The organism is Streptomyces sp. NPDC001222, assembly GCF_042896945.1.
Classification (GTDB): Bacteria; Actinomycetota; Actinomycetes; order Streptomycetales; family Streptomycetaceae; genus Streptomyces; species Streptomyces gibsoniae.
Map to the genome: position 1 here is coordinate 133,731 of NZ_JBIAXT010000012.1, position 14,727 is coordinate 148,457.

A 14,727-nucleotide genomic window follows, 5' to 3' on the forward strand; every position below is an offset into this window, starting at 1 on the left:
CCGCTCTCTGCCGGCTCTGCTAGCCGACGACCGTCCAGGTGTCCCCGCCCGCCAGGAGCGCGGCCAGGTCGCCCTTGCCGTTCTGCTCGATGGCGGTGTCGAGCTGGTCGGACATCTGCATGTCGTAGACGGGCCGCTCCACGGAGCGGAAGACGCCGATGGGGGTGTTGTGCAGGGTCTCCGGATCGGCCAGCCGGGACAGCGCGAACGCCGTCGTGGGCGAGGCGGCGTGGGCGTCGTGGACCAGGACCTCCGCCTCGTTCTCCGCGGTGACCGGGACGATCTTCAGATCGCCCGTGCGCATGTCCCGGACGACACCGCGCGAACCCTCCGCCCCGAACCGGATCGGCTGCCCGTGCTCCAGCCGGATCACGGTCTCCTCCGCCGTCTGCTTGTCCTTGAGGGCGTCGAAGGCGCCGTCGTTGAAGATGTTGCAGTTCTGGTAGATCTCCACCAGCGCGGTGCCCGGGTGGGCGGCGGCCCGGCGCAACACCTCGGTCAGGTGCTTGCGGTCGGAGTCGACCGTACGGGCCACGAAGGACGCCTCGGCCCCGATCGCCAGCGACACCGGGTTGAAGGGCGCGTCCAGCGAGCCCATCGGCGTCGACTTGGTGATCTTGCCGACCTCGGAGGTGGGCGAGTACTGGCCCTTGGTCAGCCCGTAGATCCGGTTGTTGAACAGCAGGATCTTCAGGTTGACGTTGCGGCGCAGGGCGTGGATGAGGTGGTTGCCGCCGATGGACAGCGCGTCGCCGTCACCCGTGACCACCCAGACCGACAGATCGCGACGCGAGGAGGCGAGCCCGGTCGCGATCGCGGGAGCACGGCCGTGGATGGAGTGCATGCCGTACGTGTTCATGTAGTACGGGAAGCGCGACGAACACCCGATGCCGGAGACGAAGACGATGTTCTCCCTGGCCAGGCCCAGTTCCGGCATGAAGCCCTGGACGGCGGCGAGGATCGCGTAGTCGCCGCAGCCGGGGCACCAGCGCACTTCCTGGTCGGACTTGAAGTCCTTCATGGACTGCCTGGCCACGGCCTTCGGGACGAGGGAAAGCGCCTCGATCGTGTCCGTGCCTTCCGTGGTCGTCTCAGCCATCGATGGCCTCCTTGAGAGCCGCGGCGAGCTGCTCGGCCTTGAACGGCATACCGTTCACCTGGTTGTACGAGCGGGCGTCCATCAGGTACTTCGCCCGGACGAGCGTGGCGAGCTGACCGAGGTTCATCTCGGGGATCACCACCTTGTCGTAACGCTTCAGAACCGGGCCGAGATTCCGCGGGAACGGGTTGAGGTGCCGCAGATGGGCCTGGGCGATCGACTCGCCCGCCGTGCGCAGCCGCCGTACCGCCGCGGTGATCGGGCCGTACGTCGACCCCCACCCGAGAACCAGGGTCTCCGCCTCGTGCGGGTCGTCGACCTCCACGTCGGGTACCACGATTCCGTCGACCTTCGCCTGACGCGTGCGCACCATCAAGTCGTGGTTGGCCGGGTCGTAGGAGATGTTGCCCGTGCCGTCCTGCTTCTCGATGCCGCCGATGCGGTGCTCCAGGCCCGGCGTGCCCGGGATGGCCCATGGGCGGGCGAGGGTCTGAGGGTCGCGCTTGTAGGGCCAGAACACCTCGGTGCCGTCGTCCAGCGTGTGGTTCGGGCCCTGGGCGAACTGCACCCGGAGGTCCGGCAGCTCGTCCACCTCGGGGATCCGCCAGGGCTCGGAGCCGTTCGCCAGATAGCCGTCGGACAGCAGGAACACGGGCGTGCGGTAGGTGAGCGCGATCCGGGCCGCCTCCAGGGCCGCCTCGAAACAGTCGGCCGGGGTGCGCGGGGCGATCACCGGAACCGGCGCCTCGCCGTTGCGCCCGTACATCGCCTGGAGCAGGTCGGCCTGCTCGGTCTTGGTCGGCAGGCCGGTGGACGGCCCGCCACGCTGGATGTCCACGACCAGCAGCGGCAGCTCGAGGGAGACCGCGAGTCCGATGGTCTCGCTCTTGAGGGCCACACCGGGGCCGGAGGTCGTGGTGACCGCGAGTGAACCGCCGAACGACGCGCCCAGCGCGGCACCGATGCCGGCGATCTCGTCCTCGGCCTGGAAGGTCCGCACACCGAAGTTCTTGTGCTTGGACAGCTCGTGCAGGATGTCCGAGGCCGGGGTGATCGGGTAGGAACCCAGGAACAGTGGCAGATCCGCCTGGCGGGAGGCGGTGATCAGGCCGTAGGACAGGGCCAGGTTCCCGGAGATGTTGCGGTACGTGCCCACCGGGAAGGCCTTGGCGGCCGGCGCCACCTCGTACGAGATCGCGAAGTCCTCCGTCGTCTCGCCGAAGTTCCAGCCGGCGCGGAAGGCGGCGATGTTGGCGGCCGCGATGTCCGGCTTCTTCGCGAACTTCGCGCGCAGGAACTTCTCGGTGCCCTCGGTCGGCCGGTGGTACATCCACGACAGCAGGCCCAGCGCGAACATGTTCTTGCTGCGCTCGGCCTCCTTACGGCTGAGGTCGAACTCCTTGAGCGCCTCGACGGTGAGCGTCGTGAGGGGCACCGGGTGGACGCTGTAGCCGTCCAGCGTGCCGTCCTCCAGCGGACTGGCGGCGTAGCCGACCTTCTGCATCGCCCGCTTGGTGAACTCGTCCGTGTTGACGATGATCTCCGCGCCGCGGGGCAGATCGCCGACGTTGGCCTTCAGGGCGGCCGGGTTCATGGCCACCAGTACGTTCGGCGCGTCGCCGGGGGTGAGGATGTCGTGGTCGGCGAAGTGCAGCTGGAAGGACGAGACACCCGGCAGGGTGCCGGCAGGGGCGCGGATCTCGGCCGGGAAGTTCGGCAGGGTGGACAGGTCGTTGCCGAAGGACGCCGTCTCGGAGGTGAAACGGTCGCCCGTGAGCTGCATTCCGTCACCGGAGTCGCCCGCGAACCGGATGATCACCCGGTCGAGCTTGCGCACGTCCTTCGCGCTCGCCGGTTTGCGCTGTTCTCCTACGACGGCTCCGTCGGCCTGCTCCGCTGTCCTGCTGACCTGGCTGGTCACTGAACTGGACCTCCTTCGAGGCAGCTGTCGGGGTGCGGCCGTCCCGTCGGCCTACCCGAAATCAACCCTACGTCGGTAAGGGTCGCCTTCCCTCGGTGTCTCGCACGATGGACGCGATCGAGGGGCAGTCCGACGACCTGGTGTGCCATGTTCTCTCCGCCTCCCGGCGCTGCTTTCGACGACGCTCCCTGTTCATCATTCGGTGCTGGTACTTCGGGGTGCTGACGTGAGGCCGTGCCGGTGTCCGGCCCGGCCCGACAGGCCGTCGGGTGCGCGCCTGAGCGTCCCGCCGCCTGACACAGTGTCGGTCGATCAGGAGTTGAGGTAGGTGAGCACGGCCAGAACACGCCGGTGATCCCCGTCGCTCTGCGCCAGGCCGAGCTTCAGGAAGATGTTGCTGACGTGCTTCTCCACAGCCCCGTCGCTCACGACCAGCTGCCGGGCGATCGCGGAGTTCGTGCGTCCCTCGGCCATCAGTCCGAGGACCTCCCGCTCACGCGGAGTGAGCGCGGCGAGCACGTCCTGCTTGCGGCTGCGCCCGAGCAGCTGTGCGACCACCTCCGGGTCCAGCGCCGTACCCCCCTCGGCCACCCGCACCACGGCGTCCACGAACTCGCGCACCTCGGCGACCCGGTCCTTGAGCAGATAGCCCACACCGCGGCTGGAGTCGGCCAGCAGTTCGGTGGCGTACCGCTCCTCCACGTACTGCGACAGCACCAGCACACCGAGGCCGGGGTGCGCCTTGCGCAGCTGCACTGCGGCCCGGACACCCTCGTCCGTGTGCGTGGGCGGCATCCGGACGTCGGCCACGACCACGTCGGGCAGCTCGCCCCGGTCCGCCAACTCGGTGATGGTCTTGATCAACGCGACCCCGTCACCGACACCGGCGACGACCTCATGCCCGCGATCGGTCAGCAGCCGGGTCAGGCCCTCCCTGAGCAGCACTGAATCCTCGGCGATGACCACCCGCACCCTGTCCTCCACGATCCTCGGCCCCCCGTGCCCTTCGTCTTCGGCCGTGCGTCTGCGCGTCCGGCGGTGTCCTGGACGCCCGACGCCCAGCCCCCTTCGGCACCTCAGTATCGCGCGATCCACACTTCCACATCGGGCCTGTGGATAAGCCTCGCGCGGCCGTGTTGGGGGGCGATTTCGTGCTGTGGAAGGGGTGGTGGGGCGGGTCGGGCCGGTGGGCCCGGGGCTTCGGGGCGGGCGGGAATGCGGCCGGTGGCGGGCCAGGGTGGCGAGCACGGGGTGACGGAGCGGTGGGTCAGGGAAGCGGGGAGGGGTGCGGCGGGGGTGGGGCATGGGGTGGGGGTTCCGTCAGGTGGCGTGCGTCGGGTGTCTTCGGGTGTGGGGTGCCGAGGTGTTCGAGGGGGCAGGCGCTCTGGCCGGTGAGGTGTGGTCGGTCAGGACGATCGCCATGGCAGTTCGGCGGTGACTCGGGTCGGCCCCCCGGGCGGCGAATTGACCACCAGCACCCCGTCCACCGCGTCCAGCCGCTCCGACAGCCCGGCCAGCCCCGACCCGCTGGAGGCGTCCGCGCCCCCCACCCCGTCATCGGCCACCTGGAGCAGCAACCGCTGCTCCGCCCGCCACACATCGACGGAGGCCGACTTCGCCCCGCTGTGCTTGCTGACGTTCTGCAGCAGCTCCGACACGGTGAAGTAGGCGATCCCCTCGATCGCCGGGGCCGGCCGCGACGGCAGGTCCACCTCCACCCGCACCGGCACGGTGCACCGCGAGGCCACCGCCGACAGCGCCGCATCCAGTCCCCGGTCCGTCAGCACCGCCGGATGGATCCCGCGTGCCAGGTCCCGCAGCTCCTGCAGCGCCGTCTTCACCTCTCCGTGCGCCTCGTCCACCATCCGCGCCGCCGCCTGAGGGTCCTGGGCCAGCTTCTCCTTGGCCAGCCCCAGATCCATGGCCAGCGCCACCAGCCGCGCCTGCGCCCCGTCGTGCAGGTCCCGCTCGATGCGCTGGAGGTCCGCCGCCGCCGTGTCGACCACCACTCCCCGGTCCGACTCCAGCTCGACCACGCGGGTGGCCAGCCGCGACGGCCCGAGGAGTCCCCGCACCAGCAGCCGGTCCACGGTCGTCAGCCCCCGGACGATCCACGGTGTGGCCAGCGTGATCAACAGGCCCACCAGCGCGGTCACCGTGATCTCGAACGGGTTGTCGAGGTAGACGCTGTGGGTCTCGTCGCCGTAGAGCTGAATGCCGCCCTGACCGCCGTACATGGGGAACACCCAGAACCACAGGGGATACGTGACCAGCCCCCATCCACACGTCCAGAAAGTGACCCCCACGACGAACGAGAAGACCGCCCACGGGAACAGCAGCACCGTGTACAGCATGTGCCGCCACGACACCCCGCTCCGGAGCATCGCCCCGATCCAGGCCATCGGCCCCCGCCGCTTGACCACCACGGGCTCCGGCTCGGCCACCTCGAGCCCCAGCAGCCCCCGGGCCCGCGCCCGCTCCAGCGCCCCGAAGCCCCGGCATCCCGCGAGGGTCGCCGCGAGCACCGGTATCCCCAGGAACGTCACCAGCAGGCCGGCGCCGAGCGAGAGCATCGTGACGCTGTAGCTGAACATCAGGATCCCGAGGGGCAGGTTCAGCAGCAGATGGCAGAACTCACGCCAGCTGCGCCCCTCGAACGGCGCCCGCAGCACGACCGGAAGCCGGTGCGGCCGCCTTCCGGCGCCGGGTGATCCAGGGTCGTCCCACTCTCCGTACCCCTGCCCGTAGTACGTGGCCATCGGTGTCTTCCGTTCTCCTCGTCGTCCACCCCGGTGCGCTCGGGCTGTGCGGGCCTCTCCGGGTTCGTACCTCTACCCTCCCGGTCCCCCGCCCGCCCGGCCATGGAGCGCGTCGGCCTCTTGGAACGGGGGTTTTCCCCACCCCCTACGACGGGCGCGCACGACCTCGGGGCGAGCTGAGGCGAGCCCACATACGCAGAAGCGGCCCCGCGCCTCCGCGCACGACCGCTCCCTGCCCCGCAGCTCCGCGTACTGCCTACCGCCCGGGCGCCCTGTCCTCCCGGTCCCGCCACGGCAGTTCCGCCGTGACCGTCGTCGGGCCGCCCACCGGGGAGTCGACGACGAACAGGCCGTCGACCGCGTCAAGGCGCTCCGCCAGCCCCGCCATGCCGGTGCCGCCGTCGAGGCGGGCGCCGCCGCGACCGTCGTCCCGGACCTGGATGAGCAGCCGTTCCTCCGAGCGCCAGACATCGACGGAGGCCGACTTCGCCGCGCTGTGCTTGCTGACGTTCTGCAGCAGCTCGGAGACCGTGAAGTAGGCGATGCCCTCGATCGCCGCGGCCGGTCTCCGGCTCAGGTCAACGGTCACCTTGACCGGCACCGTGCAGCGGGTGGCGACCGCCGACAGCGCCGCGTCCAGGCCCCGGTCGGTCAGCACCGCCGGATGGATGCCCCGCGCGAGGTCCCTCAGCTCCTGCAGCGCCAGCTTCACCTCGCCGTGCGCCTCGTCGACCATCGCCGCCGCCGCGTCCGGGTCCTCCAGCAGCTTCTCCTTGGCCAGTCCGAGCCCCATCGCCAGGTTCACCAGCCGCGCCTGCGCCCCGTCGTGCAGATCGCGCTCGATGCGCCGCAGGTCGGCCGCCGCCGTGTCCACGACCACCCCGCGGTCGGACTCCAGCTCGGCGATGCGCCGCTCCAGCTCGTCGGAGGGGGACAGCAGGACCCGTGCCATCGCCCGGTCCACGTTCGCCAGCCCGCGCGCCAGGAACGGCAGAACCGGCCACAGCACGAACAGCGACACGAGGGTCACCGTGAAGGTCAGAATCCCCCAGGGCAGCCGGATGAAGCCGTACAGCATCGTCCGCCAGCCCACGGGATCCTTCAGCGCCATCCACAGCCGTTGGAACAGCCCGCGGCTTCTGAGCAGGCGCAGCGGTGTCGGCTCGTCCACGCGCATCCCGAGCAGCACCCTGGCCCGCGCCCGCTCCAGCCTGCCGATCTGCCGCGCGCCCGCGAGCCCGGCCGCCAGCAACGGGAGACCGATCACGGTCACCGTCAGTCCCGCACCCGTGGACAGCACCGTCACGGCGTAGACGAACCCCACCAGCGACATCGGCAGGTTCGCGAGCAGATACGCGATCTCCCGCCAGGTGTGCCCGTCCAGGGCGAGACGCGCGGGCGGCGGGTGCTCGTCGTGGTCCCGGGCGCTCTGGGTCATGCGTTCGGTCATATCTGCCGGCCTCGTTCGGTCATGTCTCTCAGCCTGCCGTGCCGCCCGCCGCGACACCATGAGGCGGGCCGCCGCGATCCGGTGGGGGAAACCCCACCTTCCGGGGGCGGCGAGGCACGCCTACGGAGACGGTGCGCCCGTTCTCGAGGGCGCCGGGTGTGCTTTCGGGGTCCCGCGAGGCGTGCGCGCGGTTGCACGATGGGTACGTGACCGGAGCGCGCGGGGGAGGACCGGCCCGTCTCGAGGTGTGACGGGCTGCTCACCCTCTCTTTAGCAGGGCCTAGACTCCCGTGCGTACAGATCGTCGAACACAACGTTCACCACGGTCACGAGGTCAGGGAGCGAGGGGCTGACGTGCCGGATCCGACCGCCGTCGCTGTCATGGCGGAGACGGGGAGCGCGAAGAACGCCGCGAACACGGGGAACGTCATCGCGGCGGGCTACTTCCACTCCTACTCCGTCGTCGGGCTGCTCGTCGTCATCGGCGTGTTCTTCGTCGCCGTCGCCTTCGGCGCGGGCCGCCTGCTGCGTCCCGTCGTGCCCACCCCGGAAAAGCTCCTGACGTACGAGTGCGGCGTGGACCCCGTCGGCGAGGGCTGGGCCCACACCCAGGTCCGCTATTACGTCTATGCCTTCCTGTACGTGATCTTCGCGATCGACTCGATCTTCCTGTTCCCCTGGGCGACGGTCTTCGCCGCCCCCGGCTACGGCGCGGCGACGCTCGTGGAGATGTTCATCTTCCTCGGCTTCCTGACCGTAGGCCTGCTGTACGCATACAAGAAGGGCGTCCTGGCATGGACGTGAACCCCTCGGCCACCTCTGCTTCCCCGGTCCCGGAGCCCGTGCTGCTGCCCGAGCCGAAGCGGCTCGGCGCGCTGGCGCGCCTCGCTCCCGAGCCGATGAAGGTGGTGTTGAACTGGGGCCGCCGTTACTCGCTGTGGGTCTTCAACTTCGGCCTCGCCTGCTGTGCCATCGAGTTCATCGCCGCGTCGATGGCCCGGCACGACTTCATCCGCCTCGGGGTGATCCCGTTCGCGCCGGGGCCGCGCCAGGCCGACCTGATGGTGGTCTCCGGCACGGTCACGGACAAGATGGCCCCGGCGGTCAAGCGCCTGTACGAGCAGATGCCCGAGCCGAAGTACGTCATCTCCTTCGGGGCCTGCTCCAACTGCGGCGGCCCCTATTGGGACTCGTACTCGGTCACGAAGGGCGTCGACCAGATCATCCCGGTGGATGTGTACGTCCCCGGTTGCCCGCCGCGCCCCGAGGCGTTGCTCCAGGGCATCCTCAAGCTTCAGGAGAAGATCGCGCGCGAGTCGCTGGGGGAGCGGTACGGCTCTTCGCGACCGTCCGCCGCCGCCCTGCAGAGCGGGCTGGTCCAGCCGCCGTCGGCTGTTCCGGACACGGACTCGGGCCCCGGTGCAGACCCGGCCTCCGGGGTGGCGCGATGACCGCCGTCGGCTGGCTGCCCGTACCCGTCGAGGACCTCTTCGGCCCGGAGGCCACGGCCGAGGAGTCGTACGAGGTCCTGACGGTCGACGTGCCGTCCGCGGGCTGGATCGCGGCGCTGCGGGTCGCACGCGACGAGCTGGGGTGCACCTATTTCGACTGGCTGAGCGCCGTCGACGAACCGGGCACCGGTCTGCGCGTCTCGGCGCATGTGGTGGCCCTGTCCCCGGTCCGCCGTCTCCTCGTACGGACCACGGTCGCGCACGAGGCCCCTGTCCTGCCCTCCGCCGTGGCGGTCTACGCGGGCGCCGCCTGGCACGAACGCGAGACCCACGAAATGTTCGGCGTCGCCTTCGAGGGCCACCCGGCGCTGGACCACCTGCTTCTGCCCGAGGGCTTCGAGGGCCACCCCCTGCGCAAGGACTTCGTCCTGGCGGCCCGGGTCGCCAAGGCCTGGCCCGGTGCCAAGGAACCGGGGGAGTCCGACCACGGCGGTCCCAAGCGCCGTCAGATGCTGCCCCCGGGCGTCCCCGACCCGAACGAGTGGGGCCCTCTCAAGGGGCAGCTGCCTCCGGCTCCCGCCCGTCCGGCCCGAGCCGCCGCCGGCCGTGCCGCGGGCGAGCGCCCGGTCCGCCGCGCCCGTACGACAGCGGAGGACTCGGCCAGCCAGGCCCCGGCAGGCGTCGAATCCGCGGAGGCCGCACCTGCGCCGCGCCGCGCTCGCTCCGTGTCGGAGGGTTCGGCCTCGCAGCGCGGGGCGGAGCCGGGCACGGAAGCTGCGGCTCCGTCGGGTCCGCGCCGCGCCCGGAGCGCCTCGGAGGGCTCCGCCTCGCAGCGCACCGAGGGCGACACCGGGGCGACGGCCGCCCCGGCCGGTCCCCGTCGTACGCGGAGCGCGTCGCAGGGGTCGGCCTCGCAACGCGCTGCTGAGAGCACCGAGAGCACCGAGGGTGTCGAGCAGCCTGCTGCTCCTGCCGGTCCTCCGTCCGGCCCCCGCCGGTCTCGCAGCGCCTCGGAGGGCTCGGCCTCACAGCGCGCGGACACCGCGGCGGCGGGCGCGGACCGCAAGCCGTCCGCCGCCTCGCGCAGCGCGGACGCCCCGTGGCACCACGCCCGCCCGGCCTTCGACGAGCCCGGGCCAACCGCCCCCGAACAGCCCTCGAAGCCGTCGGCCGGCGCTGAGCCGTCGGCCGGCGCCGAGCCTCCGGCGACCGAGACGGAGACCGGGACCGCGGCCGCCGCCGAGCCCGACGCGACCGACGGTGGCACCCGCCCCGGCGACACCGCCCCCGGCAGGGACCGCCCGGGCGGCCCCCGGCCCGCCGAGCCCGGCTCAGGCGAACCCCGCCCCGAGGACACCGGCCCCGGCAAGCCCCGCCCCGGCGACCGGCAGCCCCCCGAGCCGCCCGCCCCGGACGACACCACTCCCGACGAGACCACCCACGACGATTCCTCCGGAGGCACGCAGTGAACGGCGCTCTCGACGTCGCCCTGCGACTCGTCGTCGTGTTCGTCGTCTTCCTCACGTTCCCCCTGATCGTCGGCCAGACCGAACACAAGGTCATGGCCCATATGCAGGGCCGTCTGGGTCCGATGTACGCCGGCGGATTCCACGGCTGGGCCCAGCTCGTCGCCGACGGCGTGAAGTTCGCCCAGAAGGAGGACGTGGTCCCGGCGGGCGCCGACCGCCGCATCTTCCAGCTCGCCCCCGTCGTCGCCCTGCTGCCCTACCTCCTCGTGCTCCTGGCCATCCCGATCGGCCCGGGCCAGGGCGCGGTCGGCCAGGTCATCGACGCGGGCATCTTCTTCGTCCTGGCCGTCATGGGCGTCGGCGTGCTCGGCTCCCTGATGGCCGGCTGGGCCTCCGCGAACAAGTTCTCCCTCCTCGGCGGTCTCCGTACCGCCGCCCAGCTCCTCGCCTACGAACTCCCCATGCTGCTCGCCGCCGCCTCGGTGGCCATGGCGGCGGGCACGGTCTCGCTCCCCGGCATCGTCAACGCCTTCGAGTGGTGGTGGCTGCCCTGGCAGATCATCGGCGCGCTGGTCTTCTTCGTCGCCGGCCTCGCCGAGCTGCAGCGCCCGCCGTTCGACATGCCTGTCGCCGACTCGGAGATCATCTTCGGTGCGTACACCGAGTACACCGGCCTCCGTTTCGCTCTGTTCCTTCTCGCCGAGTACGCCGGGATCGTCGTCCTGTGCGGCCTGACCACGGTTCTCTTCCTGGGCGGCTGGCACGGCCCCTGGGGTGCCGACGGCCTCGGCTGGCTGTGGACCCTTCTGAAGACCGCGATCCTCGCCTTCGTGGTCATCTGGCTTCGCGTCACCTACCCCCGCCTGCGCGAGGACCAGCTCCAGAAGCTCTCCTGGACCCTTCTCGTCCCTCTCTCCCTCGCCCAGATCGCCCTCACCGGCATCGTCAAGGTGGTGATCTCCTAACCATGTCCCGCCCGTCGCCCGACCACCACGCCTCGAGGACGCCCTCCGGGCGGCCCCGCCTGTCGATCCCCGGTTCCGGCCTCGCCAAGGGGCTGGCCGTCACCCTGCGCACGATGACGAGGAAATCCGTCACCGAGCAGTACCCGGAGTCCCAGCCGTCCCTCCCGCCCCGCAGCCGCGGCGTCATCGGCCTGTTCGAGGAGAACTGCACCGTCTGCATGCTGTGCGCCCGCGAGTGCCCGGACTGGTGCATCTACATCGACTCCCACAAGGAGACGGTCCCGCCCGCCGCCCCCGGCGGCCGTGAGCGCAGCCGCAACGTCCTCGACCGTTTCGCCATCGACTTCTCCCTCTGCATGTACTGCGGTATCTGCATCGAGGTCTGCCCCTTCGACGCCCTGTTCTGGTCCCCGGAGTTCGAGTACGCCGAGACCGACATCCGCGAACTCACCCACGAGCGCGACAAGCTCCGCGAGTGGATGTGGACCGTGCCGGCCCCGCCCGCCCTCGACCCCGGCGCCGAGGAGCCCAAGGAGGTCGCGGCCGCTCTCAAGGCCGCCGAGAAGCTGGCCGCGGCCCAGGCCGCCGAGTCGGCCGAGTCCGCCCGTCCGCAGGAAGGAGCGTCGTGAGTCTCGCCTTCGCGACGGCGGCCGTCGCGGCCGCCCCCACGCACGGCTTCCTCTCCCCGACCGGAGTGGAGGTCGCCTTCCTCCTCGTCGGCGTCGTCACCTTCGGCGCCGCGCTGGTCACCGTCACCACCCGGCAGCTGGTGCACGCCGCACTGTGGCTCGTGGCGACCCTCGGCGGGCTCGCCATCGAGTACCTCCTGCTCACCGCCGAGTTCATCGCCTGGGTGCAGGTCCTCATCTACGTCGGTTCCGTCGTCGTCCTCCTTCTGTTCGGTCTGATGCTCACCAAGGCACCCATCGGCCGCTCCCCGGACGCCGACTCCGGCAATCGCCGGGCCGCCCTCGCGGTGGCCCTCGCCGCGGCGGCCGCGCTGGTGTGGGTGGTCGTCGACGCCTTCCGTGCGACCTGGATGGATCTCGGCGGCGCCGCCTCCGGCTCCACGAAGGTCACGGGCGCGAGCCTCTTCCAGAACTGGGTCCTCCCCTTCGAGGCGCTCTCCGTCCTCCTCCTCGCCGCCCTGGTCGGCGCGATCGTCCTGTCCCGCAAGGCCAAGGCGGACGCGGCGGCCACCACCGCGAGCGCCCCGGTCGTCCCGGGCAGCCGGAGCGAGAAGGAAGGCGCCCGCTGATGCACCTCGTCTATCCCGCCGCGCTCTCCGCTCTCCTCTTCTCCACCGGCCTGTACGGCGTCCTCGCCCGCCGCAACGCGATCCTCGTCCTGATGTCGGTCGAGCTGATGCTCAACGCCGTCAACCTCAACCTCGTCGCCTTCGACGTCTGGCTGAGCAGGACCGCCCGCGAGACGCTGCACTCCGGCCAGGCCCTGACCCTGTTCACCATCGCCATCGCGGCCGCCGAGATCGGCATCGGCCTGGCGATCGTCCTCGCCGTCTACCGCAACCGCGGCACCTCGGACATCGACCGGCTCCGCGACACCGCCGAGGGGCACGACCTCGACACCCCGGCGGCTGAGAAGGCTGAGGCCACCGCGTGACCACGACCACCCTCGCCGTCCTCGTTCCCCTCCTTCCGTTCCTGGGCGCCGCGGCCGGCCTGCTGCTCGGCCGCACGGCCCCCGGCTTCGTCCGTCCCCTCGCCGTCCTGCCCACGCTCGCGTCGCTCGTGGCTGCCGTGCTGGTCGCCGCGCGTCAGGGCGGCGGCACGGCGATCGACTCGGCCACCGAACTCACGCCCACGGGCTCGGTCCCGATCGAACTCGCCCTGCACGTCGACGGCTTCGCCGCCCTCGTCGCCGTCCTGGTGGGCGTCGTCGCCACCTGTGTGCAGATCTACTCGACGGGCTATCTGCGCGACGACCCGCGCTACCCCTCGTACGCCGCTCTCGTCTCCCTGTTCACCTCCGCGATGCTCCTGGTCGTCTACTCGGGCGACCTGATCGTGCTGCTGGTCGGCTGGGAAGTCATGGGCATCTGCTCCTACTTCCTGGTCGGCCACTACTGGGAGACTCCGGAAGCCCGCGCCGCCTCCATCAAGGCCTTCCTGGTCACCAAGCTCGGCGACGTCCCCTTCCTCATCGGGCTGTTCGCCCTCGGCACCGACGCCGGCTCCTTCCGCATCACCGGGGTCCTCGGCACCGTGGCGAGCGGCGGACTGCACCACCCCACCCTGGTCGCCCTGCTGCTTCTGGCCGGTGTGGCGGGCAAGTCGGCGCAGTTCCCGCTCCACACCTGGCTCCCCGACGCGATGGCGGGCCCCACCCCCGTCTCCGCGCTGATCCACGCCGCGACCATGGTCGCCGCCGGTGTCTACTTCATCGCCCGTCTCCTCCCGGTCTTCGAGGCCTCCTCGGCCGCGATGGTGGTCCTCGCCGTGATGGCCGCCGTGACGATGGCCGGATCGGCGCTCGCCGCGCTCGCCCAGGACGACATCAAGCGCGTCCTCGCCTACTCGACGATCGGCCAGCTCGGCTACATGACCGGCGCCCTCGCCGTCGGCGACCGCGGTGCCGCCGTCTTCCACCTCCTGTCGCACGGCGCCTTCAAGGCGCTGCTGTTCCTCGCCGCCGGCGTGATCATCCACGCCGCCGGGACCAACTCGCTGGCCGCCATGTCCCGTATGAAGGACCTGCGGGCCCGCGTGCCCGACGCCTACTGGACGATGACCGTGGCGCTGCTGTCGCTCGCCGCGATCCCGCCCTTCGCGGGCTTCTTCTCCAAGGAGTCCGTCCTCGGCGCCGCCGAGCATGTCGCCACCGGCCACACCGCGCACGCACCCGGCGCCGCGGGGTGGATCGTCCTCGTCACCGGCCTGGTCACCGCTCTGCTCACCGCCGCCTACGCGACCCGCCTGTGGCTGCTCGCCTTCCGCGGCCACGGACCCGAGGCCCCTGACCACGGCAAGCAGCCCCTCACCATGAACGCGATGCTGTGGGTGCTCTGCGTCCCGTCGCTCGCGTTCGGTCTCGCCTACGGCGTGCTGCCCGGCTGGTTCGACGGCCGCTCCCTCACGCCGGCGCTCACCACGTCCGTCCTCGGCACGGGCCTCGCCCTGGTCGGCGGACTCATGACCTACGGAGCCTGGCGGCACACCACCGCCCTCGCGGCCCGTGTCCCGCTGGGTGCGGTCGCGGCTCACCCCGAGGCAGACGCCGGACTCGTCGAGGCCGAGGCCATCGCCAGCCACACACCCGTGTACGGGGACGTCGCCTACGCGCCGGACCCGGCGGACCCGGGCCGTCTGCTGCTCGGCCCGCTGCACCGTCACGCGGCCGTCGGCTTCCACCTGGACGCCGTGTACGACGCGCTCTTCGTCCGGCCCGTCAGGGCCGGGGCGAGCCTCGTAAGGTTCCTGGACCGCGAGGTCGTCGAAACCTACGTACGTGGCGCGGGCGCCCTGCCCCGCCTGCTGGGGGCCGCCGTACGGCGCGCCCAGACCGGCAATGTGCAGACCTATGTGAGCGCGCTGCTCGCCGGCACCGTCCTCCTGGCGGTGGCCGCCCTCCTCGTCGCCACGGGAGTGTGAGC

14 protein-coding genes are annotated in these 14,727 nt (G+C 71.4%); 9 read left to right on the plus strand and 5 right to left on the minus strand.

The genetic code is table 11. The features are described 5' to 3' along the window. Positions 1 to 19 precede the first annotated feature (19 nt). Complete coding sequence (locus ACFY2Z_RS18605; RefSeq protein WP_390745222.1) at positions 20 to 1,099, minus strand: 2-oxoacid:ferredoxin oxidoreductase subunit beta; 1,080 nt, start codon at positions 1,097 to 1,099, stop codon at positions 20 to 22. Then, the gene (locus ACFY2Z_RS18610; RefSeq protein WP_390745223.1) at positions 1,092 to 3,020 is read right to left on the minus strand and encodes a 2-oxoacid:acceptor oxidoreductase subunit alpha; all 1,929 of its coding nucleotides are present in this window, start codon (positions 3,018 to 3,020) and stop codon (positions 1,092 to 1,094) included. The genes ACFY2Z_RS18605 and ACFY2Z_RS18610 overlap by 8 nt, the downstream gene beginning before the upstream one ends. A 95-nt stretch (positions 3,021 to 3,115) precedes the next feature. Between ACFY2Z_RS18610 and ACFY2Z_RS18615 the strand changes: the two genes are divergently transcribed. Continuing rightward, positions 3,116 to 3,250: a hypothetical protein gene (locus tag ACFY2Z_RS18615; protein WP_390745224.1), complete on the plus strand. Its 135-nt coding sequence runs from the start codon at positions 3,116 to 3,118 to the stop codon at positions 3,248 to 3,250. Positions 3,251 to 3,332: 82 nt separating this feature from the next. On the opposite strand, the gene ACFY2Z_RS18620 is transcribed toward ACFY2Z_RS18615, so the two are convergent. The 3 genes from ACFY2Z_RS18620 to ACFY2Z_RS18630 all read right to left on the minus strand — a co-directional run bounded on the left by ACFY2Z_RS18620 (position 3,333) and on the right by ACFY2Z_RS18630 (position 7,229). Beyond that, on the minus strand, positions 3,333 to 3,992 hold the full coding sequence (locus tag ACFY2Z_RS18620) for a LuxR C-terminal-related transcriptional regulator (RefSeq protein WP_390745279.1): 660 nt from the start codon (positions 3,990 to 3,992) through the stop codon (positions 3,333 to 3,335). A gap of 434 nt (positions 3,993 to 4,426) precedes the next feature. Next, entirely contained in the window at positions 4,427 to 5,779 is a 1,353-nt protein-coding gene (locus ACFY2Z_RS18625; protein ID WP_390745225.1) for a sensor histidine kinase, read from the minus strand. A 256-nt stretch (positions 5,780 to 6,035) separates the two neighbouring features. Further along, positions 6,036 to 7,229 carry a sensor histidine kinase gene (locus ACFY2Z_RS18630; RefSeq protein WP_390745226.1) on the minus strand — a complete coding sequence of 398 codons (1,194 nt, stop codon included), beginning with the start codon at positions 7,227 to 7,229 and terminating at the stop codon, positions 6,036 to 6,038. Between the two features lie 381 nt (positions 7,230 to 7,610). Between ACFY2Z_RS18630 and ACFY2Z_RS18635 the strand changes: the two genes are divergently transcribed. The 8 genes from ACFY2Z_RS18635 to ACFY2Z_RS18670 all read left to right on the plus strand — a co-directional run bounded on the left by ACFY2Z_RS18635 (position 7,611) and on the right by ACFY2Z_RS18670 (position 14,725). Next, positions 7,611 to 8,033, plus strand: coding sequence for an NADH-quinone oxidoreductase subunit A (locus tag ACFY2Z_RS18635; RefSeq protein ID WP_390745280.1), 423 nt, complete (start codon positions 7,611 to 7,613; stop codon positions 8,031 to 8,033). After that, a complete protein-coding gene (locus tag ACFY2Z_RS18640; RefSeq protein WP_390745227.1) occupies positions 8,024 to 8,680 on the plus strand; it encodes an NADH-quinone oxidoreductase subunit B in 657 nt (218 codons plus the stop codon). Before ACFY2Z_RS18635 ends, ACFY2Z_RS18640 begins: the two co-directional genes overlap by 10 nt. Beyond that, the gene (locus tag ACFY2Z_RS18645; protein ID WP_390745228.1) at positions 8,677 to 10,149 is read left to right on the plus strand and encodes an NADH-quinone oxidoreductase subunit C; all 1,473 of its coding nucleotides are present in this window, start codon (positions 8,677 to 8,679) and stop codon (positions 10,147 to 10,149) included. The genes ACFY2Z_RS18640 and ACFY2Z_RS18645 overlap by 4 nt, the downstream gene beginning before the upstream one ends. Next, positions 10,146 to 11,114: an NADH-quinone oxidoreductase subunit H gene (locus ACFY2Z_RS18650; RefSeq protein ID WP_390745229.1), complete on the plus strand. Its 969-nt coding sequence runs from the start codon at positions 10,146 to 10,148 to the stop codon at positions 11,112 to 11,114. Before ACFY2Z_RS18645 ends, ACFY2Z_RS18650 begins: the two co-directional genes overlap by 4 nt. A 113-nt stretch (positions 11,115 to 11,227) precedes the next feature. Next, positions 11,228 to 11,743 (plus strand): 4Fe-4S binding protein, encoded by a 516-nt coding sequence (locus ACFY2Z_RS18655; protein ID WP_390745281.1) that lies wholly within the window; start codon positions 11,228 to 11,230, stop codon positions 11,741 to 11,743. After that, positions 11,740 to 12,372 (plus strand): NADH-quinone oxidoreductase subunit J, encoded by a 633-nt coding sequence (locus tag ACFY2Z_RS18660; RefSeq protein WP_390745230.1) that lies wholly within the window; start codon positions 11,740 to 11,742, stop codon positions 12,370 to 12,372. The genes ACFY2Z_RS18655 and ACFY2Z_RS18660 overlap by 4 nt, the downstream gene beginning before the upstream one ends. Next, positions 12,372 to 12,737, plus strand: coding sequence for an NADH-quinone oxidoreductase subunit NuoK (gene nuoK, locus ACFY2Z_RS18665; protein ID WP_390745231.1), 366 nt, complete (start codon positions 12,372 to 12,374; stop codon positions 12,735 to 12,737). The genes ACFY2Z_RS18660 and nuoK overlap by 1 nt, the downstream gene beginning before the upstream one ends. Next, positions 12,734 to 14,725, plus strand: coding sequence for an NADH-quinone oxidoreductase subunit L (locus ACFY2Z_RS18670; protein WP_390745232.1), 1,992 nt, complete (start codon positions 12,734 to 12,736; stop codon positions 14,723 to 14,725). Before nuoK ends, ACFY2Z_RS18670 begins: the two co-directional genes overlap by 4 nt. The last annotated feature ends 2 nt before the right edge of the window (positions 14,726 to 14,727 follow it).